The 24,147-nt window shown below is 75.5% G+C and carries 21 protein-coding genes and 1 pseudogene; 11 read left to right on the top strand and 11 right to left on the bottom strand.

Features of this window, described 5'->3' with window-relative positions; genetic code table 11:
- Positions 1-27 precede the first annotated feature (27 nt).
- From cseC to ACGF15_RS21860, 6 genes are all read right to left on the bottom strand, one after another.
- Positions 28-1,383 carry a two-component system sensor histidine kinase CseC gene (cseC, locus tag ACGF15_RS21835; RefSeq protein ID WP_392801254.1) on the bottom strand — a complete coding sequence of 452 codons (1,356 nt, stop codon included), beginning with the start codon at positions 1,381-1,383 and terminating at the stop codon, positions 28-30.
- Positions 1,384-1,394: 11 nt separating this feature from the next.
- Positions 1,395-2,084 carry a two-component system response regulator CseB gene (gene cseB, locus ACGF15_RS21840; protein ID WP_345614283.1) on the bottom strand — a complete coding sequence of 230 codons (690 nt, stop codon included), beginning with the start codon at positions 2,082-2,084 and terminating at the stop codon, positions 1,395-1,397.
- 84 nt (positions 2,085-2,168) lie between these two features.
- Complete coding sequence (locus ACGF15_RS21845; RefSeq protein ID WP_345614282.1) at positions 2,169-2,852, bottom strand: hypothetical protein; 684 nt, start codon at positions 2,850-2,852, stop codon at positions 2,169-2,171.
- Positions 2,840-3,412, bottom strand: a complete 573-nt coding sequence (locus tag ACGF15_RS21850; protein WP_345614281.1) for a SigE family RNA polymerase sigma factor — start codon at positions 3,410-3,412, stop codon at positions 2,840-2,842. Before ACGF15_RS21850 ends, ACGF15_RS21845 begins: the two co-directional genes overlap by 13 nt.
- 247 nt (positions 3,413-3,659) lie before the next feature.
- Positions 3,660-4,598: an A/G-specific adenine glycosylase gene (locus ACGF15_RS21855; RefSeq protein WP_392801167.1), complete on the bottom strand. Its 939-nt coding sequence runs from the start codon at positions 4,596-4,598 to the stop codon at positions 3,660-3,662.
- Between the two features lie 127 nt (positions 4,599-4,725).
- Positions 4,726-5,340 (bottom strand): phosphatase PAP2 family protein, encoded by a 615-nt coding sequence (locus ACGF15_RS21860; RefSeq protein WP_345614279.1) that lies wholly within the window; start codon positions 5,338-5,340, stop codon positions 4,726-4,728.
- A gap of 200 nt (positions 5,341-5,540) precedes the next feature.
- Between ACGF15_RS21860 and ACGF15_RS21865 the strand changes: the two genes are divergently transcribed.
- On the top strand, positions 5,541-6,347 hold the full coding sequence (locus tag ACGF15_RS21865) for a hypothetical protein (protein WP_392801171.1): 807 nt from the start codon (positions 5,541-5,543) through the stop codon (positions 6,345-6,347).
- A 403-nt stretch (positions 6,348-6,750) separates the two neighbouring features.
- Here ACGF15_RS21865 and ACGF15_RS21870 read toward each other — a convergent pair whose 3' ends face one another.
- The gene (locus tag ACGF15_RS21870; protein ID WP_392801174.1) at positions 6,751-7,818 is read right to left on the bottom strand and encodes an LAETG motif-containing sortase-dependent surface protein; all 1,068 of its coding nucleotides are present in this window, start codon (positions 7,816-7,818) and stop codon (positions 6,751-6,753) included.
- A gap of 388 nt (positions 7,819-8,206) precedes the next feature.
- Between ACGF15_RS21870 and ACGF15_RS21875 the strand changes: the two genes are divergently transcribed.
- Entirely contained in the window at positions 8,207-8,794 is a 588-nt protein-coding gene (locus ACGF15_RS21875) for a hypothetical protein (protein ID WP_362614401.1), read from the top strand.
- Between the two features lie 21 nt (positions 8,795-8,815).
- Here the strand turns inward: ACGF15_RS21875 and disA are convergent, their stop codons facing one another.
- Both disA and radA read right to left on the bottom strand, forming a co-directional pair.
- Positions 8,816-9,967 (bottom strand): DNA integrity scanning diadenylate cyclase DisA, encoded by a 1,152-nt coding sequence (gene disA / locus ACGF15_RS21880; RefSeq protein ID WP_256526626.1) that lies wholly within the window; start codon positions 9,965-9,967, stop codon positions 8,816-8,818.
- An 81-nt stretch (positions 9,968-10,048) separates the two neighbouring features.
- Positions 10,049-11,446, bottom strand: a complete 1,398-nt coding sequence (gene radA / locus ACGF15_RS21885) for a DNA repair protein RadA (RefSeq protein WP_345614275.1) — start codon at positions 11,444-11,446, stop codon at positions 10,049-10,051.
- 196 nt (positions 11,447-11,642) lie between these two features.
- Here radA and ACGF15_RS21890 point away from each other — a divergent pair, with 196 nt between their 5' ends.
- Positions 11,643-13,322 (top strand): hypothetical protein, encoded by a 1,680-nt coding sequence (locus tag ACGF15_RS21890; RefSeq protein WP_392801179.1) that lies wholly within the window; start codon positions 11,643-11,645, stop codon positions 13,320-13,322.
- A 68-nt stretch (positions 13,323-13,390) separates the two neighbouring features.
- Here the strand turns inward: ACGF15_RS21890 and ACGF15_RS21895 are convergent, their stop codons facing one another.
- Positions 13,391-14,242 (bottom strand): hypothetical protein, encoded by an 852-nt coding sequence (locus ACGF15_RS21895; protein ID WP_392801182.1) that lies wholly within the window; start codon positions 14,240-14,242, stop codon positions 13,391-13,393.
- A 40-nt stretch (positions 14,243-14,282) separates the two neighbouring features.
- Between ACGF15_RS21895 and ACGF15_RS21900 the strand changes: the two genes are divergently transcribed.
- From ACGF15_RS21900 to ilvD, 4 genes and pseudogenes are all read left to right on the top strand, one after another.
- Complete coding sequence (locus tag ACGF15_RS21900) at positions 14,283-15,215, top strand: Ppx/GppA phosphatase family protein (RefSeq protein ID WP_256526630.1); 933 nt, start codon at positions 14,283-14,285, stop codon at positions 15,213-15,215.
- 23 nt (positions 15,216-15,238) lie between these two features.
- Positions 15,239-16,060 carry a sugar phosphate isomerase/epimerase gene (locus ACGF15_RS21905; RefSeq protein WP_345614272.1) on the top strand — a complete coding sequence of 274 codons (822 nt, stop codon included), beginning with the start codon at positions 15,239-15,241 and terminating at the stop codon, positions 16,058-16,060.
- A 124-nt stretch (positions 16,061-16,184) separates the two neighbouring features.
- Positions 16,185-16,790: pseudogene (locus ACGF15_RS21910) on the top strand (TetR family transcriptional regulator); the annotation flags it as partial.
- Positions 16,791-17,074: 284 nt separating this feature from the next.
- Positions 17,075-18,925: a dihydroxy-acid dehydratase gene (gene ilvD, locus ACGF15_RS21915; RefSeq protein ID WP_345614271.1), complete on the top strand. Its 1,851-nt coding sequence runs from the start codon at positions 17,075-17,077 to the stop codon at positions 18,923-18,925.
- Positions 18,926-18,976: 51 nt separating this feature from the next.
- On the opposite strand, the gene ACGF15_RS21920 is transcribed toward ilvD, so the two are convergent.
- Positions 18,977-21,148: a PQQ-binding-like beta-propeller repeat protein gene (locus ACGF15_RS21920; protein WP_392801257.1), complete on the bottom strand. Its 2,172-nt coding sequence runs from the start codon at positions 21,146-21,148 to the stop codon at positions 18,977-18,979.
- Positions 21,149-21,283: 135 nt separating this feature from the next.
- Here ACGF15_RS21920 and ACGF15_RS21925 point away from each other — a divergent pair, with 135 nt between their 5' ends.
- From ACGF15_RS21925 to ACGF15_RS21940, 4 genes are all read left to right on the top strand, one after another.
- Positions 21,284-21,592, top strand: a complete 309-nt coding sequence (locus tag ACGF15_RS21925) for an SH3 domain-containing protein (RefSeq protein WP_345614270.1) — start codon at positions 21,284-21,286, stop codon at positions 21,590-21,592.
- 195 nt (positions 21,593-21,787) lie between these two features.
- On the top strand, positions 21,788-22,126 hold the full coding sequence (locus tag ACGF15_RS21930) for a PadR family transcriptional regulator (RefSeq protein WP_256526635.1): 339 nt from the start codon (positions 21,788-21,790) through the stop codon (positions 22,124-22,126).
- Entirely contained in the window at positions 22,123-23,070 is a 948-nt protein-coding gene (locus ACGF15_RS21935) for an HAAS signaling domain-containing protein (RefSeq protein WP_362612030.1), read from the top strand. Before ACGF15_RS21930 ends, ACGF15_RS21935 begins: the two co-directional genes overlap by 4 nt.
- A 319-nt stretch (positions 23,071-23,389) precedes the next feature.
- The gene (locus tag ACGF15_RS21940; protein WP_392801189.1) at positions 23,390-23,998 is read left to right on the top strand and encodes a GNAT family N-acetyltransferase; all 609 of its coding nucleotides are present in this window, start codon (positions 23,390-23,392) and stop codon (positions 23,996-23,998) included.
- Positions 23,999-24,147: the final 149 nt, after the last annotated feature.

A 24,147-nucleotide genomic window follows, 5' to 3' on the forward strand; every position in this document is an offset into this window, starting at 1 on the left:
GGGACCCCGGCGGCCCCGGAACCGGCCTCACCCCCGGTTCCAGGGCCGCCGCCGGCGTCGCGGGGGCCCCTCCGGGACCACCGGGAGCGGGAAGCTGCCCGTGACCGTCGGCGCCTGCTCCGGCAGCCACAGCACCGCGACCGCCCCGCCCGCCTCGCCGTGCGGCGCCACCCCCTCCGCCGCGGCGTTGCGGAAGGTCAGCCGCGCCCCGAGGACCCGCGCCTGGCCCGCCGCGATGGTCAGCCCCAGCCCGTGCCCGGTCCCCGCGCGGTCCCGCGCCCCGGTGCGGAAGCGGCTCGGGCCCTCGCGCAGCAGCGCCGGGGGGAACCCCGGACCGTGGTCGCGCACCCGGACCACCCGGCCCTCCACCGTGACCTCCACCGGGTCCACGCCGTACTTCACGGCATTGGTCACCAGGTTGCCGATGATCCGCTCCAGGCGGCGCGGGTCGGTGGACACCCACGACTCGTGGACCACCCGCACCACCGCGTCCGGATGCAGGGCGGTCACCCGGCGGGCGGTGAACTCGCCGAGCAGGATCTCCTGGAGCTCCGCCCGCTCCGACGCGCCGTCCAGCCGGGCGACCTCCAGCACGTCCTCCACCAGCGTGCGCAGCGCCTGCGCCCGGTCCCGCACCAGCTCGCTGGGGCGCCCGGGCGGCAGCAGCTCCGCCGCCGTCACCAGCCCGGTGACCGGAGTACGCAGCTCATGGGCGATGTCCGCGGTCACCCGGCGCTCCGCGTCGATGCGCGCCTGGAGCGCGTCGGTCAGCGAGTCCACCGCCCGCGCCAGGTCGTCGGTCTCGTCCCTGACGATGCCGCCGATGGCCTCCCGTACCCGTACCCCGGTGTCCCCCCGCGCCACGTTGCGGGCGGCGGAGGCGGCCTTGCGCAGCCGGCGCGAGAGCTGGCCGCCGATCAGGACCCCGAGCGCGGAGCCGCCGAAGACCACCGCCACCGAGCCGATGATCAGCGCCCGGTCCAGGTCCTTCAGCACGGTCGCGCTGCGGCCGGTGAACTCGGTCCGCAGGGAGAGCACGTCCCCGCCCGCCAGCGGCACGGCGGCCCAGATCTCGGGGGTGTCCCCCTCGTCGTCGACGTAGCTGCCGCGCCGCCCGTCCCGGACCAGGCGGCGCAGCTCCGCGGGGAGCGCGGGGTCGTTGATCCTGCTGTTGAAGCGCGGGTCCCGGTTCTTGGACGACTCGTACCAGCGCTGGGCCAGCAGGATCCGGTCGATCTGGACGTCGCGGGCGTTGTCGAGCATCGAGACCCGGGCCGCGTTGTGCACCACCAGGCTCAGGGCCACCGCGATCAGCGCGCCGACGGCCGCGATGGCGACGCTGATCTTCCACCGGACGCCGGTGCGCAGGTCGGGACGGATCATGGGCCGGGTGCTCACCCTTTGAGCTTGTAGCCGAAGCCGCGGACCGTCTCGATGCGGTCCTGTCCGATCTTCGCGCGCAGCCGCTGGACATGGACGTCGACGACGCGTGTGTCACCGCCCCAGCCGTAGTCCCAGACGCGCTCCAGCAGCCGGTCCCGCGACAGCACCGTGCCGGGCGCGGTGGAGAACTCCAGCAGCAGCCGCATCTCGGTGGGCGTCAGCCCCACGGGAGCACCCCCGCGGCGCACCTCCATGCCCTCGGTGTCCACCTCCAGCTCTCCGAAGACCAGCGGGCCGCCCTGGCCCCCCTGCCCCGGCGCGAGGGCGGCGGCGTGCCCGAAGCGGCGCAGCACCGCCCGGATGCGCGCCATGAGGACGGCGCCGTCGAAGGGCTTGGTCACGTAGTCGTCGGCCCCGGCCTCCAGGCCGAGCACCACGTCGATGGCGTCCGCACGGGCCGAGAGCATGATCACGGGCACGGTCGACTCGTCGCGGATCCGGCGGCACAGGCTCACTCCGTCCAGGCCCGGCACCATCACGTCGAGCAGCGCGATGTCGGGCCGGTCGGCGCGGAAGGCCTCCAGCCCCGAGAGCCCGTCGGGCACGGCCGTCACCGCGAAGCCGTCCCGCTCCAGGGCGAGCTGGGTCGCCTCGCGGATGACGTCGTCGTCCTCGACGAACAGGACATGGGTCTCGGCCATCCGTCAGCTCTCGTTCCCGACCGGTCCGCCCGGTCGCCGTGTCGTGATGGGTTCCGCACGCCCGGTGCGCGGGCGGAGCGGCGGTCAGTCCTCCGCGGGGGTCGGTGTCTCCGCCGAGGCGACGCCCTCGCCGCCGCCGACGGACCGGCTGTACTCGTTGCGCACCCAGTACTCCTGCGCGAACTTCCCCGCCGACCAGCGGTAGGTGGTGACCTCCTCGCCGGAGGGCTCCGCCACCGGGTCGCCCGAGGCGTACACCTGCTTGGTCACCACCAGGTCGCCGCGGTCGATGGCCGCGTACACGGCGGGCTCCTCCACGGCGAAGACGTTCTCGTAGCGCCCCCCGTCCGCACGGTACACATAGGTGGCGAGGCCGACCGCGTCGCCGCAGGTCATGACGTTGACCACGACATCGGGGGAGCTGCCGCCGGTCAGCATCCCGTAGGAGGTGTCCACCGGGTAGGAGTCCGCGGCGCAGGGCCGCAGATCGGCCTTGACCCGGGCGCTGACCTCCGGGTCGGCCTTCAGCAGCGCGGCCGCGTCCACCGCCTGGGCGAACAGGCCCGTGCTCGACGAGGGCCCCGGCGACGGCGTGCCCTTCGTCGGCGCGTCCGGCGCCTCGCCCTCGTCCTGGAGCCCCGAGCCGCCGGCCGAGCAGCCCGCCGCCAGCACGGCGAGGGCGACCAGCGCGGTCACCACCGCGCCGGCCGCCTTCCTCGCTCCGGTCCCGCTCTCCGCCTCGCCGTCCGTGCCTCTCAGGCCGCGCACCGCTCCTGCTCCCGTCCGCCCTGCCGGTGGATACGCCGCGTCTCCGCGCGCTCCAGGGCGCGGGCGTCCCGGTCCCGCGCCTCCAGTTCCTGGCGGAGCTTGGCGAGCGCCCGGTGCAGCGTGCTCTTCACCGTACCCGGCGACATGCCCAGGGCGTCGGCGGTCTCCTCGGTGCTCAGCTGCTCCCAGTGCCGCAGCACCACGACGCTGCGCTGCTTCGGGGCGAGGGCGTCGAGCAGGTCCAGCAGCAGGGCGCGGTCGGCGCGCTGCTCGCTGCCGTCCTCCACGCTGGCGTCCGGCAGCTGCTCGGTCGGGACCTCCTCCAGCTTGCGGGCGCGCCACCACTCGGTACGGGTGTTGATCATGACGCGGCGGAGGTAGGCGTCCGCGAGGGACTTGTCCGATATCCCCTCCCAGCGGCCGTAGGTGCGGACCAGTGCGGTCTGCAGCAGGTCCTGGGCATCCACCGGGTCGGGCACGAGCCGGCGTGCACTGCGCAGCAGGGCCTCCTGCCGCGTGCGTACGTACTCCTCGAACCCGAGCACCTCGCCGTGCGCCATGCCGATCCGCCTCCGTGTCCCCGTCAAGCCCCGTTGTCCGTGCCCCACAGAAGCTACGGGGGGTCTGTCACGGGGCTGTGCGGGGCAGCCGTCGGTCGGCGCACGGCCACCCATCGGTTGTGTAACGGTCCAGGTCGCGGACGCGGGAGCGGCCGCTCGGCTCGGGTCCCGGCGGGTGGCCGCCGGGGCCCGGGAGGAGCGCTGCGCACGGCGTGCCCGGGCCGCTCGGCGGGCGGCCCGGGGCGGCCTACCGCGTCGCCGGGCGCCCCGAGGGGAGCCGGTAGCGGCCCCCGTCGAGCGGCTCGACCAGCCCGTCCGCGACCAGCCCGTCCAGGGCGCGGGCGCGCTGCACGGGCTCGTGCCAGACCGTGTCCAGGACGGACTGCGGCACCGGGGAGGTCGCCTCGCGCAGCACGGCGAGCAGCCGCCCCCGCACCTGGCGGTCGGTGCCCGCGTAGGACTGCCCGCGGCGGGCCGGGCCCTCGTGCGCCGGTTTGCCGGCCAGCCGCCAGGCGCAGCGGTCGGCGATCGGGCAGCGACCGCAGTCCTCGTTGCGAGCCGTGCAGACGAGGGCGCCGAGCTCCATCGAGGCGGCGGCCCAGCGGGCGGCGGTCGCCTCCTCCACGGGGAGCAGGGCCCGCGCCAGCCGGCGCTCGGCGGCCGTGGTCGCGTTCGGCGGGTACTGCACCCCGGTCGACGCACGGGCGAGGACGCGGCGCACATTGGTGTCCAGCACGGCATGGCGCTGGCCGTAGGCGAAGGAGGCGACGGCCGCCGCGGTGTACTCGCCGATGCCGGGCAGGGCGATGAGCTGGGCGTGGTCGCTCGGGACCTCCCCGCCGTGGCGTTCCGCTATGGCCTGGGCGGCGCCGTGCAGCCGCAGGGCCCGGCGGGGGTAGCCGAGGCGGCCCCAGGCCCGGACGGCCTCGCCGGGTTCCTCGGCGGCCAGGTCCGCGGGGCGCGGCCAGCGGGCCAGCCACTGCTCGTACACCGGCAGGACCCGCGCGACGGGGGTCTGCTGGAGCATGAACTCGCTGACCATCACCCCCCAGGCGCCCGCTTCCGGGCGGCGCCAGGGCAGGTCGCGGGCGTGCTGCTCGAACCAGGCGATCACGGGCCCGTGCAGGGCGGCGGGGTCCTGGGGGGAGTCGGGGATCGGGGATGCGTGGGCGTGAGTGGCAGTCATGGCAGTCACGATCCTGGCACGTCCGGGCGGGCGGACGCCGGATGCGGGCGGCGGGGCGCTGATCCTGCCGCCCCTCCCGGCGGACCGCCGAGGGGCCCGCGCCGCCGGGTCCGCCCGCGTGCGGGGCTCAGGAGGCGCGGCCCGGCCCGGCGAACCAGAGGACCACGCCCGTGCGGCTCGTGCGCATGGTGCCCAGCAGCGCCTGCGCGGGACGGCGCAGGGCGAGGACGAAGACGAGCGCGACCAGGGCGCCGACCACGAGGCCGACCGCCACGTCGTGCGGGTAGTGGACGCCGACGAACACCCGGGAGAAGGCCATCAGCACCGCCAGCGGCACGGTCAGCAGCGCGATCCGGGGCCAGGCCAGTGCCAGTGCCAGGGCCGCGGCGCCCGCGATGGCCGAGTGGTTGCTGGGGAAGGACCAGTCCCCGGTGGGCGGGCAGGGCACCAGCGAGGCCGCCGCCTCGGTGACGGTCCGGCACGGACGCTCCTCGTCCACAACGGACTTGAACGACTCGCTCACCACGTATCCGGCCGCGGTCGCCAGCGGGGCGAGCACGGCGAGGGCTATGGAGCCCTCGTCCCGGGTCCGCGAGCGCCACCAGGCCGCCAGGAAGAGCACGGCGAAGAGCAACAGCCCCAGTTCCGTGAAGAGTTCGGCGAAGTGCTGGACCCAGGGGGGTGTGGCGTGGGCGAAGTCGACGATGTCCCGGTAGAGATCGCGGGTGATGCTGCTGTCCATGGTCACGGACCGTACCCTCTCCCGCGGAGCGGTCACGCGGCGCCATCGGCCGGGGGCCGCGCCCCGGGGGCCCCGGCGGGCGCCGCGGTGTCCCCCTCGGGCTCCTGAACGATCATCAGGAGAACTATGATCCGCAGAACTTCACGCACGAGCGGCGGGTGGGGCGGGAGACGGGCCCGATCTCTCGTAGAGTTTCGCCCGTGGGATCTCTGCGCAATCCGATCGGGCCGCTTCCCTCCTCCATCTACTGGCGACGGAGGGTGGTGGCGCTCGCCCTTGTCGCCGCGCTCGTCGCCCTGCTCGCCTGGGTGCTCTCCTCCGGCGGGGACGAGGACGGGAAGACCGCCGCCGACGGCAAGGGCCCCACACCGGCCCCCACCATCTCCGCGGGCCCCGACCCCTCGGGGCCGGCGATCAGCCAACAGCCCGGTGGACGGGACGAGTCCGGCGGCGGCTCCGGCGGCTCCGGGAGCGGGGGAGGAGCGGACGGCGAGGGCCCGGACGCCTCCTGGAGCCCCGGCGCCCCGGGCGCGGAGGACGGCTCCGGAGGCTCCACGGGCGGCTCCGGGGACGCCGCGGGCCAGCAGGTCCCGGCGAGCAGCCCGCTCCCCTCCTGCGCCCCCTCCGCCCTGAAGCTGACGCTGCGCACCACCGAGGTCTCCTACGCGCCGGGCGAGAAGCCCTCCTTCGAGCTGGTGGCCACCAACACCTCGGCCGCGGACTGCAAGGCCGACTTCGGGCCCAAGGCCGCCGTGCTCACGGTCAGCGACGCCGAGGACGAGGACGTCTGGTCCTCCGAGGACTGCCCCCGCACCGCCCCGCCCCGGCTCCTGCGGGTCCCGGCGGGCGGGACGATCACCCACACCGTCACCTGGGACCTCCGCCGCAGCACCGACCGGTGCGCGACGCCGGAGGCGGGCACCGCCGGGCCCGGCACCTACCTGGTCGAGGCGGTGTTCCCCGGTGTGAAGGTGCTGCCCGCCTCCTTCCGCCTGGAACAGGACTGAGGACAGCGGGCGCGAAGGCCGTCCGGGCCCGCGACGCGGCCGCGGCCCGCGTGGAGACCCGTGTGTGAAGTCCCGTGTGTGAAGTCCCGTGCGTGAAGTTCGCGGCCACGGCGTCCGGAGCGGCCGGGACCGCCCTGCGGATCACCGGCTGCACGGGTGCCATGACCGGGGAGCGCAGGCCGTGCCGGTCCCGCCGCCGGCCAGGGGCCGGCGACGGGACCGACGGAGGGACCGGGAGGCGGCCCCTGGCCGCGTGGCTCGCGGCCTCGGCCGGCCTCCCGCCCTGTGCGCCGACCGGGAGGGGGTGCCGCGGTCACCGGGGAGGCGGTGCCCCCTGCCGGTGCAGGGGCCGCGCCGGGGAACCCGGGGGTCCGACGCGGCCGCTGACCCGGTGCGGTGGGTGTCAGACGGTGCCGGGGGCCGAGCTGCGACGGCGCACCAGGAACGTGGCGCCCACACCGACGGCGACGGCGGCGCCACCCGCGAGGGCGATGACCGGCAGCGCGGAGCTGGAGCCGGTCTCGGCGAGTCGGCCCTCGGGGTCGATCGGGGTGTTGCCGGTCGGCTTCTGCGGCAGGGGCTTGCTGCCGCCCTGCGGCTTGGCGTCGCCGGTGTCGACGGGGGTGGATCCGGCGGCCAGGATGTCGAACTCGTAGTAGCTCTCGTCGTCCGCGTAGACGCAGTTGCCCTCGTCGTCGGCGTACATGCCGATGCTGATGGCGAAGCCGAGGCCGGCCGGGGCCTTCTTGTCGACGCTCAGGCGCAGGTCGACGGAGAAGGACTCGTGGGCCTTGATGTCGGTGTAGCCGAGGTAGCCGGCGTGCTCGTCCTCCTCGTCGAGGGAGATGCCGGTCCAGGCGCCGGTGGCCGGGTCCTTGTACTGCAGGGTGAGGTTGCCGGTGTCGACGAAGAAGTCGTTCTCGTCGATCAGCGCGGCGAACACACCGAAGTCGATGCGCTCGTAGCCGTGGTCGGCCTTGTTGTCGACGTTCAGCGTGAAGCCGTGGAAGCCGCTGCCGGCCACGATCTTGGAGGGCAGGCCGGAGAGGCTGGTGCGCAGGTCGCCGTCGAACCTCATGTCCTCGTCGCTGCACTCCGCCGGACCGGCGGGGCTCGTTTCGGAGGGCGAGGGCGAGGGCGAGGTGGACCCGGCCTCCGGCGTGGAGTCGTCCGACGGGGCCTTCTCCTCGTCCGACGCCGTCTTCTCCTCGGCTGCCGGGGAGGTGCTCTCCTCGGCGGGCTCGGCCTCCTCGGCTGCCGGCGTGGTGCTCTCCTCGGCGGGCTCGGCCTCGTCGGCTGCCGGGGTGGTGTCGTCCGCCGCGGGAGTGGACTCCGCCGGGGCGGGAGTCGTCTGGCTTTCGGAGGACGACGGACCGTTGTCCGTCGCGTACGCGGCCGGAGCTGCAAGCAGCACGGCCGGCGCTATGGCGGCCGTCGCGGCGGCGAGTGCGAGGGAACGGCGAATCTTCATGTGTACCTCTGAGAGGAAGTGACCGATGCGTCGCCAGACATGACCAGGTCAACGAAAGAAAGGTTGCATGATCCTTATGTTTTCTTCACGTGGCGTGCGTCACTGCGAGGTGCGCCCGGGCCGGGCAGGAGGAGCAGGCCGCATCGGCGTCCACGCCACCCCGCGGAACCCGGGCGGGCGCCTCCGCCCCGCGGCCCGCGGCTCCGCGCCGCCGGGACCGCCGGGATCCTCCCCGAAGCCGGCCGCGCCGCGCGGATCTGCAAGACTGCCGGGACCGGCCCCGGACTACGCGGCGGGAGCGGAGGCCCGGCCCAGCCGCACACCCTGACCCCTGCTCACCCGCGGGCACGGTGGCCGGGGCCGCAGGACGAAGGGAGGCTCGCCCGTCGTGGCCGACAGGAACCGGGCCTGGGTCCTCGGGGCCGCCCTCCTCTCCGTGCTCACGGGATGCGGCGGCAGTGGGGGACCTCATGAGCCGCACCCCTCGACGGCGCACCACGCCACGCCTCTCGCCCGGCTCGAACCGATCCCCCTGGGCGGCGCCTCGCCCCCCGAGGACGCGGGACGCCTCACCTTCCTGGCCGAGCTCTCCTTCCCGCACGGCCGCCTGGTCGCGTACGTCGCGGAGGACGCGTGCGGCCTGCTGACCGACCCCGGTGACCGCACGGAAGGCGGAATCCGCCTCGAGTCGGGCTTCCCCGGCGAGGGCCAGGGAAGCGACCGCTACCCGGGAGGCCCCTACGGGACCGTCTCCGGCGCGGACGGTGCGGGGCGCTGGGCCTCCCTGTCCTGCAGCAGGAACGCCATGGTGATCGACTACGTCTCCGGCGACCCGGGGGCACCCGGGCGAACCCGCGGCCACGCCACCCTCACCGAGGTCGCCGACAACCCGGCGACCACCCGGATCGTCGTCGGGGACACCGGCATCCGGGAACGGATCAGCCGTCGGGCGGCGGCTGCCGCACACCGGACCTGACGCCCCCGCACGGGACGTCCCTCAGACGTAGCGCTCCAGGATCGAGGACTCCGCCAGCCGGGACAGGCCCTCGCGGACGCTGCGGGCCCGCGCCTCGCCCACGCCGTCCACCGCCTGGAGGTCGTCCACACTGGCCGCGAGCAGCTTCTGCAGGCCGCCGAAGTGCTCCACCAGGCGCTCGATGATCGCGCCGGGCAGCCGGGGGACCTTCGCCAGCAGGCGGTAGCCCCGCGGGGACACCGCCGAGTCCAGGGTCTCGGGCGAGCCGCTGTACCCCAGGGCGCGTGCCACCACGGGCAGTTCCAGCAGCTCGGTGTGGCTGAGGGCGTCCAGGTCGGCGAGCGCCTCGTGGACCGTGCGCGAGCGCTGGGAGCCGCGGCCCGTGCCCGTCCGGGGGGCGGTGGCCTCGGGCGCGTAGTCCCGCACGACCAGCTCCCGCTCGGGCTCCACTCCCGCGATCAACTCGTCCAGCTGGAGGGCGAGGAGCCGGCCGTCGGTGCCCAGCTCCACCACGTACTCGGCGATCTCGGTGGCGATGCGGCGCACCATCTCCAGCCGCTGCGCCACGGCCGTGACGTCCCGGACCGTGACCAGGTCCTCGATCTCCAGCGCGGAGAGCGTGCCCGCCACCTCGTCCAGGCGCAGCTTGTAGCGCTCCAGGGTGGCCAGGGCCTGGTTGGCCCGGGAGAGGATCGCGGCGGACTCCTCCAGGACGCGGCGCTCGCCGTCCACGTAGAGCGCGATCAGGCGCATCGACTGGGAGACCGACACCACCGGGAAGCCGCACTGGCGGGAGACCCGGTCCGCGGTGCGGTGGCGGGTGCCGGTCTCCTCGGTGGGGATGGAGGCGTCCGGGACCAGCTGCACCCCGGCCCGGTGGATCTTGGAGATGTCCTTGTCGAGGATGAGCGCGCCGTCCAGCTTGCACAGCTCGCGCAGCCGGGTCGCGGTGAACTCGACGTCCAGCACGAAGCCGCCGGTGCACATCGACTCGACCGTCCTGTCGAGGCCGAGGACGATCAGTCCTCCGGTGTTGCCCCGCAGGATGCGCTCCAGTCCGTCCCGCAGCGCGGTGCCCGGGGCGACCGCGCTCAGGGCCGCGCGGATCTGCGCTTCGTTGCCCGTGCCTTGGCCGGACTTTCCGGGTGCTGCTGCCCCGTCCTTGGCTGCCACTGCACTCCTCCGGCTCGTACGGGTGGGCGAGACCAGGGCAAAGTCTACCGGCGAGCCCCGTCGCCCCGTGGGGACTACGTCTCAGGCGCCCTCGGGCGTCTTCCTCCGGCCACGGGGGAGGACCCGCAGGGCGTCGCCCATGTCGGCGACCTCCGTGACCCTCATCCCGGCCGGCACACGCCCCGGATCGGCCGGGACGAGCGCGTGGGTGAAGCCCAGGCGGTGCGCCTCGGCCAGCCTGCGCTGGACGCCCGTGACCCGCCTGACCTCGCCCGCGAGGCCGACCTCGCCGATCGCCACCAGGTTCTTGGGCAGCGGGGTGTCGCTCGCCGCCGAGGCCAGGGCGAGGGCGACGGCGAGGTCCGCGGCCGGCTCGGAGAGCTTCACGCCGCCCACCGTGGCGCTGTAGATGTCCCGTTTGCCCAGGGACGAGATCCGGCCACGCTGCTCCAGTACCGCGAGCATCATCGAGACCCGCGAGGTCTCCAGCCCGGAGGTGGTGCGCCGGGGCGAGGGGATCTGGGAGTCGACCGTCAGGGCCTGCACCTCGGCGACGAGCGGACGGCGGCCCTCCAGGGTCACGGTCAGGCAGGTGCCCGGGACCGGCTCGGCGCGCCGGGTCAGGAAGAGGCCCGAGGGGTCGGCGAGGCCGGTGATCCCCTCGTCGTGCAGCTCGAAGCAGCCCACCTCGTCGGTCGCCCCGTAGCGGTTCTTCACACCCCGCACCAGCCGGAGCCGGGCGTGCCGGTCGCCCTCGAAGTGGAGCACCACGTCGACCAGGTGCTCCAGCAGCCGCGGGCCCGCGATGGCGCCGTCCTTGGTGACGTGGCCGACCAGCAGCGTGGACATGCCGCGCTCCTTGGAGGCCCGGATCAGCGCGCCCGCCACCTCGCGCACCTGGGCCATGCCGCCCGGCGCGCCGTCGATCTCCGGGGACGCCACCGTCTGCACCGAGTCCAGGACCAGCAGGGAGGGCTTGACGGCGTCCAGGTGGCCCAGCACCGAGGAGAGGTCCGTCTCCGCGGCCAGGTACAGGTGGTCGTGCAGGGCGCCGATGCGGTCGGCGCGCAGCCGCACCTGGCTCGCCGACTCCTCCCCGGTGACGTAGAGGGTGGGGCGCTCCTCGCTCGCGGCCTTGGCCGCCACGTCGAGCAGCAGGGTGGACTTGCCCACCCCCGGCTCGCCCGCCAGCAGGACCACCGCGCCGGGCACCAGCCCGCCGCCGAGCACCCGGTCGAGCTCGTCCACCCCCGTGCTGCGGGCGGCGGCCTGCCGCCCGTCGACCTGGCCGATGGGCAGCGCGGCGCTGGTCACCCGCCCCGCCGCGGTGGTGCGGACGGCCGGTGCGCCCTGCTCCTCGACGGTGCCCCACGCCTGGCACTCGGGGCAGCGGCCGAGCCACTTCGCGGTGGTCCAGCCGCACTCGGTGCAGCGGTAGGCGGGGCGGTCCTTCGCGGACCTGGTACGGGCAGCAGCCATGCGCACACCGTATCGGTGCCCGCCGACACCCCGGCCGCGGCGGCCCGCACCGGGCCCGGGCGCGCTGCGGGACCCGGCGCGCGCCGGGCCGCGCCGTGGCCCGCCCCCGCTCCCCCCGGGCCCCATGTTCACCCGTAGGGGTTAAAAGCGCTCAAGCGGTGCGAAGGGGCTGCGCCCCTGCCCCTACGGTCGCGGAGTGACGAGCAGCAGGCTGGAACCTCCTTCCCGCACCACCGGCGCACACCGGGCGCGCCGCCGTCCGGTCCGTACCACGTCGGCGCGGTCCGCCGCGCGCCACGATCCGTATCTCGACGGCCTGTTCACCTACTGCCTCTCCGTGCTGTGCGACCGCGGGGCGGCGACCGCCGCGCTGGGCGAGGTGCTCGCCGCCGCCGACCGCCATCGCGGGCGCTGCCCCTCGGGCGAGGAGCGCCGCAGGGCCTGGCTCTACGCGCTGGCCCGCTGGGCCTGCCTGCGCCGGATGGCCGAGGACCGGCGCAGGCGCCCCGGGGCGCACTCCGGGCGCGTCCGGTCCGTCCCCGTCCCCGTCCCCGCGCAGGACGAGGAGCTGCGCGCCGAGCTGGCCCGCCTCGCGTGGCCGGAGGCGGCCGGCACCACCCCCGAGCAGCGGGAGGCGCTGGAGCTCTCGGTCCGCCACGGCCTCGGGCCCGCGGAGGTGGCCGCCGTGCTCGGGCTGGGCACCACGGCCGCACGGGAGCTGCTGGCTGCCGCGGCCTGCGAGCTGGAGCGCACACGCGCGGCGCTCGCCGTCGTCGAGAAGGGCACCTGCCCGGCGGTCGCCCGCCTCGCGGGGGACAGCCGGGTGCTGGTCTCGGCCGCGCTGCGGCGCGAGCTGGTGCGCCACGTCGACGACTGCCCCCGCTGCCGCCGGGCGGCGGAGCGGGAGGGCGCGGGCGGGCCCTGGCCCGGCTCCTGCCGGACCCCGGCCGCGCTGCCGCTGGTCCAGGCCCCGCGCTCCGCCGCGTACCTCGCCGCGCTCCCCGCCTCCCGGGCCCGGTCCTCCGGGCCCCGGCTCGGCCCGGACGGCTTCCCGCTGGACGCCAGGGACCAGGCGGCCCGGCGGGACCGTCTGCGCGCCCGCGCCGTGACCACGACCGTCGTGGCCACCGTCGTGGCGGCCCCGGTGCTCGCGCTGTGGGCGGCCTACCGCTCGGAGCCGCCCGCGGAGGAGGCGGAGCGCGCCACCGCGGTCAGCGCCGAGGAGGCCGAGGGCGGCGGCTACGGGCGCTACGAGAACGCGGGCAGCGCCAACGCGGGGTCCGGCCCCCGCCTCGCCCCGGGCCGCGATCGGGCCGCGGTCTCCGTCGAGGTGGTCAGCACCGGGACCCCCTCGCCCCCGTCCGCGCACGACCGGGGCCCCGGCCGGCTCACCGTCCGGGCCCGCTCCGCGGGCGGGGCCACCCTGGTCACCCTGTCCGCCTCCGGCGCGTCGCCGGTCGCGTGGCGGTGGTGGACGGATGCCTCCTGGCTGGTCGCCGACCGGGGCTCCGGCGTGCTGGAACCGGGCGAAACGATCACTCTGCGCATCACGGTGGCCGCCTCGCGCCAGCCGTCCGGACCGTGGCGGGCCCGGATGGGCGTCGACCCCTCCGGGTTCGTCGTCGCCCTCCGGGGCAGCGGCCCACGGCCGGGAACGCCCCCGCCGCCCGCCCCGGACCCGGTGCCGGAGCCCTCCGATCCCGCGCCGTCACCGGACCCCTCGGGCCCCGGTCCGGACCCGGTGCCGGAGCCCTCCGACCCGCCGCCCTCGCCGGAGCCCTCCGATCCCGCGCCGTCACCGGACCCCTCCGGCAGCGGGCAGCCGCCCGCCCCCGAGCCGTCCGCGGAGGATCCGTCGCCGGACCCGGCGGGGTGAGCGCCCCCGTGCCGCCCTTCGCGGGACGGGCCCGGCGGTCGCCCTCCGCGGGGACCGCCGGGGGCGCGTCAGCCCTCCGCGGCCTTTGCCGTCCCCGAGGCCTTCGTGGCCTCCGTGCGCGGAGGGTCCGCCGGGTGCGGGGCCACCAGCGGCAGCGAGGAGGCGAGGCGGGCCTCGCACAGCTCCACCAGCACCTCGTAGGCCGCCTTGCCCATGAGCTCGGTCAGCTCGGCCCGGTAGCTCACGTAGACCGGTTCGCCGGCCCCGTGCGCCGAGGTCGCGGAGGTGCACCACCAGTGCAGGTCGTGCCCGCCCGGGCCCCAGCCCCGGCGGTCGTACTCACCGATGGAGATCTGGAGCACCCGGGAGTCGTCGGGCCGCTCGATCCAGTCGTAGGTCCGGCGCACGGGCAGCTGCCAGCACACGTCGGGCTTGGTCTCCAGCGGCTCCCGGCCCTCCCTCAGGGCCAGGATGTGCAGCGCGCAGCCCGCACCGCCCGGGAAGCCGGGACGGTTCTGGAAGATGCAGGAGCCCTTCCAGCGGCGGGTCTGGCGCTCCCCGTCCTCGTCCTGCTGCACCCAGCCGGTGCCGGTGCCCGTCTCGTGGAACTGCCAGAGCTCCGGGGTGAGGCGCGCCACGTGCTCCGACACCCGCCGCTCGTCGTCCTCGTCCGAGAAGTGGGCTCCCAGCGTGCAGCAGCCGTCGTCGGCGCGGCCCGCCCGGATGCCCTGGCAGCCGCTGCCGAAGATGCAGGTCCAGCGGGAGGTCAGCCAGGTCAGGTCGCAGCGGAAGACCTGCTCGGGGTCGGCGGGATCGGGGAACTCCGCCCACGCCCGGGCGAAGTCCAGGCCCTTCTCGTCCTGCTCGGTCACCGGGCCGGGGGCTGTTTTGCCCGGCTTCGTCTTTTTCGTCTTTGGCACGGCTCCAGCGTATGCGCGAGACCGCAGTAGCGTTCCGCCCATGAGACTCGGAGTCCTCGACGTCGGATCGAACACGGTGCACCTGCTCGCAGTGGACGCCCACCCGGGCGCCCGCCCCCTGCCCGCGCACTCGCACAAGGCGGAACTCCGCCTCGCGGAGCTGCTGGACGAGGCGGGCGCCATCTCGCCCGAGGGCGTCGACGAGCTGGTGAAGACCATCGGCGAGGCGCAGCACGCCGCCGAGGACCAGGGGTGCGAGGAGGTGCTGGCCTTCGCGACCTCGGCCGTGCGCGAGGCCGTCAACGCCGAGGCCGTCCTGGCCCGGGTGAAGGACGAGACCGGGGTGGACCTGACCGTCCTGTCCGGTGAGGAGGAGGCGCGGCTGACCTTCCTCGCCGCCCGCCGCTGGTTCGGCTGGTCCGCGGGCCGCCTGCTCGTACTGGACATCGGCGGCGGCTCGCTGGAGGTCGCCTACGGCATGGACGAGGAGCCCGACGCGGCCGTCTCGCTGCCCCTCGGCGCCGGGCGGCTGACCGCGAGCCTGCTGCCCGGGGACCCGCCGGACCCGGAGGACGTCCGGGCGCTGCGCCGGCATGTGCGCACCGAGATCGCCCGCACCGTCGGGGAGTTCAGCCGCCTCGGCCGCCCCGACCACATCGTGGCCACCTCGAAGACCTTCAAGCAGCTCGCCCGGATCGCCGGTGCCGCGCGGTCCGCGGAGGGCCTGTACGTCCAGCGGGACCTGAGTCGTTCGTCACTCGCCGAGTGGCTGCCCAGGCTCGGTGCGATGACCGTCGAGGAGCGGGCCGCCCTCCCGGGCGTCTCCCCGGGCCGGGCCGCCCAGCTGCTGGCCGGGGCCCTGGTCGCGGAGGCGGCGATGGACCTCTTCGGCGCCGCCGAACTGGAGATCTGCCCCTGGGCCCTGCGCGAGGGAGTCATCCTGCGCCGCCTCGATCACCTCCCGGCCCGCTGAGCGGCCCCCGTAGGCTGTCCCCCGTGTCAGAACCAGTGCTGCGCATTCCGGACGCGAAGGTCGTCCTGTCGACGGCCTCCGTCTATCCGGAGAGCACGGCGACGGCCTTCGAGGTCGCCGCGCGCCTCGGCTACGACGGTGTCGAGGTCATGGTCTGGACGGACCCGGTCAGCCAGGACATCGAGGCGCTGCGCAGGCTCTCCGACTACCACGGCGTCCCGGTCCGCGCGGTGCACGCGCCGTGCCTGCTGATCACCCAGCGGGTCTGGTCCACCGACCCCTGGACCAAGCTCCAGCGGGCGCGTGCCGCCGCCGAGAGGCTGGGCGCCTCGACGGTGGTCGTGCACCCGCCGTTCCGCTGGCAGCGCGGCTACGCGCGCGAGTTCGTGCGGGGCGTCTGGCGGATGGCCGACGAGACGGACGTCCGCTTCGCCGTGGAGAACATGTACCCCTGGCGCTACCGCGACCGGGAGATGCTCGCCTACGCGCCCGACTGGGACGTCACCAAGGACGACTACCGGCACTTCACGATCGACCTGTCCCACACGGCGACCTCGCGCACCGACACCCTGGCGATGGTGGACCGGATGGGCGACCGGCTCGCCCATGTGCACCTCGCCGACGGAAAGGGCTCGGCCAAGGACGAGCACCTGGTGCCCGGCCGCGGCGACCAGCCCTGCGCCGAGTTCCTGGAGCGGCTGGCCCACGGCCGCTTCGGCGGCGATGTCGTCATCGAGGTCAACACCCGCCGGGCGATGTCCGCGGCGGAGCGCGAGGCGGACCTCGCCGAGGCCCTGGCCTTCACCCGGCTGCATCTGGCCTCCGCCCGCACCCCCGGTCCGTGACCGGCCAGGACCGCCCCGTCCGCCCCCGGCCGGGGGCCCGGTGGGCGACCGGCGACGGGGGCCGTGCCCGCCCGGCCGCCGACCCGACCCCTCCCCCCGCCACCGAGGAGCAGGAGCCCGCCAGGTGACCGAGGAGCCCAGACGACGGGGACGCCCCGCGCGCCGGGCGGCCGACGCGCGCCCCGGGGCCCGGGAGCGGATCCTGCAGGCCGCCCGCACCGAGTTCGCCGAGCGCGGCTACGACAGGACCACCATGCGGGGGATCGCCCGGGCCGCCGGGGTGGACGCCGCGCTGGTGCACCACTACTTCGGCACCAAGGACGAGGTCTTCGCCGCGGCCATCGAGCTGTCCTTCGAGCCCGCCATGGTCGTCCCGCAGATCCTCGGGCAGGGTGCGGAGGGTGTCGGCGAGCGGCTGGCCCGCTTCTTCATCGGCATCTGGGAGAACCCCGCCACCCGCGCCCCGCTGCTGGCGGTCATCCGGTCGGCGCTCACCCACGAGGCCGCGGCCGCCGTGCTGAGGGGCTTCGTGCTGCGGCGGCTGCTGGAGCGGGTGGCCGCGGAACTGGAGGTGCCCGAGCCCCGGCTGCGGGCCGAGCTGGCGGCCTCGCACATGGTCGGCGTGGCGGTGCTGCGGTACGTGCTGCGGGTGGAGCCCCTGGCGTCAGCCGACCCGGAGGAGATCGTGCGGCTGGTCGCGCCGTCCCTCCAGCGCTACCTCACCGCGGCGGACGCGGCGGGTGAGGCGGCGGCCGACCTGCCCGGCGGGCAGGGCCCCGCGGGTGGCGGCGCGGACCCGGGACCGGGCGGCGCGGACGCGGGACCGGGCGGGGCGGACCCGGGACCGGGCGGTGCGGGCGGGGGCCCCGGCGGGGCCTGAGCCCGGCCCGCGAGGCCGCACGCGGCCTGCTCGCAGGGCGGTCTCCGCGTCCCACATTCCGGGCATGCTGTCCAGATCTTGGAGCGACGGCGTACGCTCGACCCAGGCACATCCATCACGAGGAGCGAGCGACGATGCCCGAGCTGAGGTCCCGCACGGTCACCCACGGACGCAATATGGCGGGCGCCCGCGCCCTGATGCGCGCCTCGGGCGTAGCCGGCGAGGACATCGGCAAGCCCATCGTCGCCGTCGCCAACTCCTTCACCGAGTTCGTCCCCGGCCACACCCACCTCGCGCCGGTCGGCCGGATCGTCTCGGAGGCGATCAAGGCGGCGGGGGCGGTGCCGCGCGAGTTCAACACCATCGCCGTCGACGACGGCATCGCGATGGGCCACGGCGGGATGCTCTACTCGCTGCCCTCGCGCGACCTGATCGCCGACTCGGTCGAGTACATGGTGGAGGCGCACTGCGCCGACGCCCTGATCTGCATCTCCAACTGCGACAAGATCACCCCCGGGATGCTGATGGCCGCGATGCGCCTGAACATCCCCACCGTCTTCGTCTCCGGCGGGCCGATGGAGGCCGGCAAGGCGACCCTGGTCGACGGCACCGTCCGCAAGCTGGACCTGATCAACGCGATCGCCGACGCGGTCGACGAGAACGTCTCGGACGAGGACATCCTCCGCATCGAGGAGAACGCCTGCCCGACCTGCGGCTCCTGCTCCGGCATGTTCACCGCCAACTCGATGAACTGCCTGACCGAGGCGATCGGCCTCTCCCTGCCGGGCAACGGCTCCGTCCTCGCCACCCACACCGCCCGCCGCGCCCTGTACGAGAACGCGGCCCGCACCGTCGTGGACATCACCAGGCGCCACTACGAGGGCGGGGACGACTCCGTCCTGCCGCGCAGCATCGCCACCCGCGCCGCCTTCGAGAACGCCATGGCCCTGGACATCGCCATGGGCGGCTCGACCAACACGATCCTCCACCTGCTGGCCGCCGCCCAGGAGGCCGAGCTCGACTACGACCTCTCCGACATCGACCAGGTCTCCCGCCGGGTGCCCTGCCTGGCCAAGGTCGCGCCGAACGTCGCCCCCGGCGGCACGTACTACATGGAGGACGTGCACCGGGCGGGCGGCATCCCGGCGATCCTCGGCGAGCTGTACCGCGGCGGTCTGCTGAACGAGGACGTCCACACCGTGCACTCCCCGTCGATCAAGGAGTGGCTGGACACCTGGGACGTGCGCGGGGGCTCCCCCTCCGAGGAGGCCGTCGAGCTGTGGCACGCCGCCCCGGGCTGCAGGCGCTCCGCCGAGGCGTTCTCCCAGTCCGAGCGCTGGGACACCCTGGACCTCGACGCCTCGGGCGGCTGCATCCGCGACGTGGAGCACGCCTACTCCCGGGACGGCGGGCTCGCCGTGCTGAAGGGCAACCTCGCCGTGGACGGCTGCGTGGTGAAGACCGCGGGCGTCGACGAGTCGATCTGGACCTTCGAGGGCCCGGCCGTGGTCTGCGAGTCGCAGGACGAGGCCGTCGACAAGATCCTCCGCAAGGAGATCGCGGCGGGCGACGTGGTCGTCATCCGCTACGAGGGCCCGCGGGGCGGTCCGGGCATGCAGGAGATGCTCTACCCGACCTCGTTCCTGAAGGGCCGCGGGCTCGGCAAGGCCTGCGCCCTCGTCACCGACGGCCGCTTCTCCGGAGGCACCTCGGGCCTGTCGATCGGCCACGCCTCGCCGGAGGCCGCCTCCGGCGGGACCATCGCCCTCGTCGAGGACGGGGACCGCATCCGCATCGACATCCCCGGCCGCTCCATCGAGCTGCTGGTGGACGAGGCGACCCTGGACGCCCGCCGCGAGGCCCTGGGCGGGGTCTACGCCCCCCGGGACCGCGAGCGCAAGGTGTCGGCCGCGCTGCGGGCGTACGCCGCCATGGCGACCAGCGCGGACAAGGGCGCCGTCCGCGACGTCTCCCGGCTCGGCTGACCGCCGACGGCCCCCGCGACCGGCCCCGGCCGGGGCCGGTCGCGGGAGCCGTCACCAGCCGCCGGGGGCGGCCGCGTCCAGGGCGAAGACGCTGCCGTCGGGTGCCGTCGCATGGACCCGGCCCCCGGCGAGCACCGGGGCGGGCAGCCGCGGGCTGAAGGTGTTCGGCCCGGTGTGCATCCGGGGGTCGCTCTGGCCCACGAGGGTGCCCCGGGCGGCGTCCACCGCGAGCAGGCGCCCGTCGCCGGACGAGACGAAGACCGCGCCCGCCCCCGCCGCCGGGCGGGAGAGCCTCGCCGCCGAGGTCTCCAGCCGCCACACCTGTGCGCCCCGCCCGCCGTCCGCTGCCGTGTCCACCGCGATCAGCGGGCCGCCCGCCCCGGTGACGTGCACGGTGTCGCCGTGCGCGGCGGCCTGGGCCTGGTCCACGGGCGCGTCCAGCGGGACGCGGGTCACCGAGCCGCCCGCACCGGAGAGCTCCAGGCGCACCACGGCATCCGTGAAGCCGTCGAGGTCCGAGGCCAGCAGATGCAGCACGGGGCCCGCCGGTTCCACCGGGGAGAGCAGCCCGTCCAGCCTCCGCTCCCACAGCGGACGGCCGTCGTCCGGCGCCACCGCGCCCACGGTGGTGGCGGAGCCGTCGTCGGACGGGGTGACGGCGAGCAGCGGCCCGCCGGGGGAGGCCACCCACTGCGCCCCGGCCCGGCCCCGGGCGGTCCAGCGCCCGGCTCCCGTCGCCGCGTCCAGCGCCTCCAGCCGGCCGTCCGCGGACACCAGCAGCACCAGGCCGCCGGCCACGCGCACCGCCGCGTAGCCGGAGGTCTCGCGCTCCCAGCGCACCTCCCCGCTCACCGGGTCGAGCGCCCGGTGCCGCCCGCCGTCCGAGGGGGTCACCTGCAGCAGACCGCCGGAGAGCACCGGTGCCTCGCCCTCGCCGGCAGGGGTGTGCGCTCCGGCCGTCCATGCGGTCCTGCCGTCGCCCGCCTCCAGCCGCACCGCGGTCGTCCCCGGCGCCGTGCAGAACACCGCGGCTGCCGAGGCCGTGCATGCGGGGATGCCGCTGCCGGACGCCTCCCGCAGCGGCACGCTCCACGGCCGGAGGACACCGTCGGCTGTGTTCGCCGCGGGGGCGGGCGCCCCGCCCCCGCGGTCCCCGGGTGCCGCGACGGAGAAGGCCGCCGCCGCGGCGGCCGCCGCCGCGCAGGCGGCCGTTGCCAGCCGCACCGCGCGGCGCCGCGGCCGGGAGCGGCGCGGTGGGAGTGCCTGCGCCCCGGGGGCGGCGCACCCGCCGGCCCCCTCCGCCTCCCCGGAGCCGGCCGCCGGCCGAGCGGCGGCGGAGTCCGGGCCGGGCCCCCGCTGTGCCGGGATGTGGGCCTGGGTGTCGTGGGCGGCCGAGGGCGAGGCGGCCCGCAGGGCCACCATCACCTCGTACGGGGAGGGGCGGCCGGCCGGGTCCTTGGCGAGGCAGCGGCGCAGCAGCGGCACCAGGTCGCCGGGCACGCCCGTCAGGTCGGGGTCGTCGTGCACGACCTGGTAGGCGACGATGTAGGGGCTGTCGGAGTCGAAGGGACCGCGGCCGGTCGCCGCGTGCACCAGCACCGCGCCGAGCGCGAACACATCGGCCGCCGGGCCGACTTCCCGCGGGCGCTGGAACTGCTCGGGCGCCATGAACGGCGGCGTCCCGATCAGCTTCCCCGTCTCGGTGCGCAGTTCGCTGTCGCGCGGGCGGGAGATGCCGAAGTCGATGACTTTCGGCCCGTCCTGGGCGAGCAGCACATTGCCCGGCTTGAGGTCCCGGTGGACCACCCCGGCGCGGTGGATGTCGCGCAGCGCCTCCGCCAGCCCCGCCCCGACCCGGCGCAACCGCGCGGAGTCCAGCGGTCCGTGGCCCTTGACCTCCTCGGCCAGGGTGGGGCCCTCGATGAACAGGGTGGCCATCCACGGGCGGGGCGCGTCCGGGTCGGCGTCGACGACCGGCGCGGTGAAGGCCCCGCTCACCCGGCGGGCCGCGGCGACCTCCTGGCGGAACCGCGCCCTGAACTCGGGGTCCGCCGCGTGCTCGGCGTGCACCACCTTGACCGCGAGCCGCAGCCCGGAGGCCGACGAGGCCAGGTGCACGACACCCATCCCGCCGTGCCCCAGGCACTCCTCCAGCCGGTACTGCCCGGCCTGCTCGGGTTGTTCCGCACCCGGGAACGCCCCGGTGCTCCGCAGCGGCGGCATCCCCACCCCCGTCCGATGGTGCGCACACGCGACGCTCGGAGCCTAGTCGATGACGCATGCGATTCGGCCATCGCTTGCTAGCCTGCGCGCGGCGGGCCGGGGCGGTCCGCGAGGACGTGACGACGGGGGGTTGCCATGGGGGCCGACGAGGTGTCCGGCGCGGGGACCGAAGGGGTGCGGACGGCGGGGTACACGGTGCGGCGGTACCCGGTCGCACCGGGGGTGCGGCTGAACGTGCGCTCGGGGCCGGGCACGCAGTACCGGGTGGTCCGGGTGCTGCCGTACGGGGCGAGCGTGCCGGTCAACTGCCAGACGACCGGCCAGTGGGTCACCGGCCCCTACGGCACCAGCAACATCTGGGACAACATCGCCGACGGCCAGTTCGTCTCGGACGCCTATGTCCTGACGGGCAGTGACGGATACGTGGCCGTCCGCTGCTCCTGACGGCCGAGGGGGCGGCCCCGGCCGTCCACCGCCGCACCGCGAGGCCCGGGGCCCGGCGCGCAGCACGCGCACCGGACCCCGGGCCTCGTGCCGTGCGGGAACCCGGCCTTCGCCTCGGGTGGGGCGCACATCCCTGTGGCCAGCACCATGATGTGGGACTGGCATTAGTGTGCGCCACACAGTATGGTGTCACTCGTGGCCGTAGAAGAACTGTCCCTGAGCCAGGCTCAGGAGCTGCGCCGCGGGACGGTCGTGCTGGCCTGCCTGGCGCTGCTCCGCACGCCCCAGTACGGGTACGCCCTGCTGGAGACCCTCAACGAAGCGGGGGTCTCCGTCGACGGGAACACGCTCTATCCGCTGCTCCGCCGACTGGAGAAGCAGGGCCTGCTCACCAGCGAATGGAACACCGACGAGTCCCGGCCGCGGAAGTTCTACCGGGTCAGCCCCGACGGCTCCCGCGTCCGCACCTCCCTGGTGCGGGAGTGGGAGGACCTCGTCGCCTCGATCTCACGACTCACCAAGGAGAACGGATGAGCACGAGCACGCTCACCGAGCGCTACGTGCATGAGGTCGTCCGGCGGCTCCCCGCCGACCAGCGCCAGGACATCGCGCAGGAGTTGCGCGCCACCATCGCCGACACCGTCGACGGCCGCGCCGGTGCCGACCCCCGGGCCGCGGAACGCGAGGTGCTGATCGAACTCGGCGACCCCGTGCGCTACGCCGCCCGGTACACCGACCGGCCCGCGGCCTTCATCGGCCCCGAGCTCTACCCCTCCTACATCCGCCTCCTGCGCCCGCTGATGGCCGGTCTGCTGCCCGCCGTGGCCGTCGTCCTCACGGTGCTCGACCTCCTGGACGGGCGCGGCGTGGGCCAGGCGCTGGCCACCGGCGCCGGCACCCTCTTCTCCTTCGGCGCCCAGCTCTTCGCCGCGGTCACCCTGCTCTACGCCGCCGCCGACCGGATGCGCCGCCCCCGCGGCATGCTCGCCTCCGCGGCCACCTGGTCCCCGGAGGACCTGCCCGAGGTCCGGCACGGCGAGCGCACCGGCACGGCCGCCGCGAGCCTGGCCGCGGCGGCCCATGTGGTGCTCATCGCCCTGGTGTTCTGGCAGCACACCGCCCGGCCCTACCGGCTCGGTGACGGCACCCCGGTCGAGGTCCTGGACCCCGCCCTGTGGTCGGGCTGGATCTGGCCCGTCCTCGGCGGACTGGCCGCCCTGGCGGCCGTCGGCGTCGCCCGGGTCGCCGCAGGCGGCTGGACCCTGCGTCTGGCCGCCTGGTACACGGCCGCCCAGGCGCTGTTCAGCCTGCCGCTGGCCTGGGTGCTGCACCGCCAGCTCCTGCTCAACCCCGAGTTCCTGGCCGACGCCACGGCGCTGTGGGACTCCCCGGACCCCGTCTACGACGGCCTGGCGCTGCTCGTGCTGCTCGGTGCGGCGATCGGGGTCTTCACGGCCTTCCGCGACGCCCGCCGATGAGACCGCGCTCCGGTGCGCGGGGTACACCCCCGGCCCCCGCACCGGAGCGCACCACACAGGAGGGGCCGCCCGGCCGCAAGGCGGTTTCCAGCGGCGGGGCGGCCCACGTACCAGGACCACGGGCGCGGTCAGCGGGCGTGTCCGCCACAGAGGCCGTGCTCCTGCGGGGGGAGGCCCACCCGGAAGACCACCGGCCGGCCCGCCGCCTCCGCCCTCCGCGTCGATCACGCGGACAACCGCCACGCCCTTCCGGGCGAGGCCCCGACCGTCCGGACAAACGGATGGCCGGGGGCGGGCGTGACGCGGCAGGATGCTCCGCATGACCTTGCCCACCCCCGAGCTGCGCACCGCCCGCCTGCGACTGCGGCCGTTCACCGACACCGACGCGGCGTCGCTGTACGCGCTGCACAGCGACGCCCACGTGCTGCGCTACTGGGACTCCCCACCGTGGACCGAACCGGCCCGCGCCCAGCGCTTCATCGCGAGCTGCCGGACGATCGAGGAGGAGGGCACGGGAGCGCGGGTGGCCGTCGACCGTGTCCGCGACGGCGCGTTCATCGGCTGGTGCGGCCTGACCAGCTGGAACCCGGACTTCCGCAGCGCGTCCCTGGGCTACGTCCTCGATGCCGCCGCGTGGGGCCGCGGCTACGCCACGGAGACCGCGCACGCCGTCCTGCGGTGGGCGTTCGACACCCTGGACCTGAACCGCGTCCAGGCCGAGACCGACACACGCAACGTGGCGTCCGCCCGGGTCCTGGAGAAGCTGGGCTTCGTCCGCGAAGGCACCCTCCGCGAGGACTGCGTCGTCAACGGCGACGTCTCCGACTCCTGGGTCTTCGGCCTCCTCCGCCGCGAGTGGTACCCGATGTCGCCGCCTGCCCCACCGGTCCCGGCCAACCGCACCACCGGGGCATCCGGTGGTTCATAGGGTCTGCCCGAGGAGGCGACAGCCTCAACGGCCCGGGTACCTCCCGGAGCAGTGAACAACCGCTGCCGAAACCGGGGTTCCGGCTCAGCTCCCGGGAAACGGTTGCGGAGAGTCGATCTCCCCGAGGAGCACGCTGGGATGCCACGCCT

The organism is Streptomyces sp. NPDC048001, from assembly GCF_043203115.1.
GTDB classification, from domain to species: domain Bacteria; phylum Actinomycetota; class Actinomycetes; order Streptomycetales; family Streptomycetaceae; genus Streptomyces; species Streptomyces sanyensis.

Excerpts from the sequence above, each read along its gene's own strand:
- radA (WP_345614275.1), bottom strand. The coding sequence starts at position 11,446 with ATGGCTGCTGCCCGTACCAGGTCCGCGAAGGACCGCCCCGCCTACCGC.
- ilvD (WP_345614271.1), top strand. The coding sequence starts at position 17,075 with ATGCCCGAGCTGAGGTCCCGCACGGTCACCCACGGACGCAATATGGCG.
- ACGF15_RS21850 (WP_345614281.1), bottom strand. The coding sequence starts at position 3,412 with ATGGCGCACGGCGAGGTGCTCGGGTTCGAGGAGTACGTACGCACGCGG.
- cseC (WP_392801254.1), bottom strand. The coding sequence starts at position 1,383 with ATGATCCGTCCCGACCTGCGCACCGGCGTCCGGTGGAAGATCAGCGTC.
- ACGF15_RS21855 (WP_392801167.1), bottom strand. The coding sequence starts at position 4,598 with ATGACTGCCACTCACGCCCACGCATCCCCGATCCCCGACTCCCCCCAG.
- cseB (WP_345614283.1), bottom strand. The coding sequence starts at position 2,084 with ATGGCCGAGACCCATGTCCTGTTCGTCGAGGACGACGACGTCATCCGC.
- ACGF15_RS21860 (WP_345614279.1), bottom strand. The coding sequence starts at position 5,340 with ATGGACAGCAGCATCACCCGCGATCTCTACCGGGACATCGTCGACTTC.
- ACGF15_RS21870 (WP_392801174.1), bottom strand. The coding sequence starts at position 7,818 with ATGAAGATTCGCCGTTCCCTCGCACTCGCCGCCGCGACGGCCGCCATA.
- ACGF15_RS21940 (WP_392801189.1), top strand. The coding sequence starts at position 23,390 with ATGACCTTGCCCACCCCCGAGCTGCGCACCGCCCGCCTGCGACTGCGG.
- ACGF15_RS21935 (WP_362612030.1), top strand. The coding sequence starts at position 22,123 with ATGAGCACGAGCACGCTCACCGAGCGCTACGTGCATGAGGTCGTCCGG.
- ACGF15_RS21925 (WP_345614270.1), top strand. The coding sequence starts at position 21,284 with ATGGGGGCCGACGAGGTGTCCGGCGCGGGGACCGAAGGGGTGCGGACG.
- ACGF15_RS21920 (WP_392801257.1), bottom strand. The coding sequence starts at position 21,148 with ATGCCGCCGCTGCGGAGCACCGGGGCGTTCCCGGGTGCGGAACAACCC.
- ACGF15_RS21900 (WP_256526630.1), top strand. The coding sequence starts at position 14,283 with ATGAGACTCGGAGTCCTCGACGTCGGATCGAACACGGTGCACCTGCTC.